Genomic DNA, 972 nt, shown 5'->3' on the forward strand with positions numbered 1-972 from the left:
ACTGAAGGGAGAATCGATGAGAAAGAGGAGAAGTGAGTTGACCCAATCTGAACACTCGAGTTAGAAACGGGGTGACGTGAGCGCGTTAAGGATCAGGGTGTTCACGTTGGCCGGAATGGCTGTTCAACTTCGCCGGAATACGCACTGATCCTGGATGACTGGGGACTGGAGGCGGTGAATGCCGAGCAGCGCAACGCCCTGCTGGAGATCATGGATGATCGATACGGGAAATTCTCGACGGTAGTGGTCAGTCAGCTGCCAACGGAAGAGTGGTATGCCAGCCTGGGGGGCAACACCCTGGCAGATGCGATCCTGGACCGGCTGATGCACAACGCTCACCGGCTGTCACTAAAGGGAGAATCGATGAGAAAGAGGAGAAGTGAGTTGACCCAATCTGAACAGTCGAGTTAGAAACGGGATGACGTGAGCGCGTTAAGGAGCAGGGTGTTCACGTTGGCCGGAATGGCTGTTCAACTTCGCCGGAATACGCAAGGGTCTCTATATGGGTGGGGCAGCTGAACTTCCCTGACTGGTTCAGATAGCCACTATGGGAAATACCTGAACTTTGTGGTGTGAGTGGGAGGTCGATATGACTTCAATATGGGAAACACCTGAACTTCTCGGGCTGGTTCAGATCGCTACTGTGGGAAACACCTGAACTTCATGAGCTGGTTCAAGTCGCTACTCTGGGAAACACCTGAACTTCTCGGGCTGGTTCAGGTCGCTACTGTGGGAAACACCTGAACTTCATGGGCTGGTTCAGGTCGCCACTACGGGAAATGCCTGAACTTTGTGGTGCGAGTGGGAGGTCGATATGACTTCAATATGGGAAACACCTGAACTTCTCGGGCTGGTTCAGGTCGCTACTGTGGGAAACACCTGAACTTCTCGGGCTGGTTCAGGTCGCTACTGTGGGAAACACCTGAACTTCACGGGCTGGTTCAGGTCGCTACTGTGGGAAACACCTGAACT

Annotated in this window: 1 pseudogene; it reads left to right on the plus strand. The window is 53.5% G+C overall.

The features are described from left to right. Positions 1–144: 144 nt before the first annotated feature. Positions 145–411 (plus strand): annotated as a pseudogene (gene istB / locus J9892_RS17690) (IS21-like element ISAs29 family helper ATPase IstB); the annotation flags it as partial. Between the last annotated feature and the right edge of the window lie 561 nt (positions 412–972).

Source organism: Aeromonas sp. Prich7-2, from assembly GCF_017939255.1.
Taxonomy (GTDB): domain Bacteria; phylum Pseudomonadota; class Gammaproteobacteria; order Enterobacterales; family Aeromonadaceae; genus Aeromonas; species Aeromonas caviae.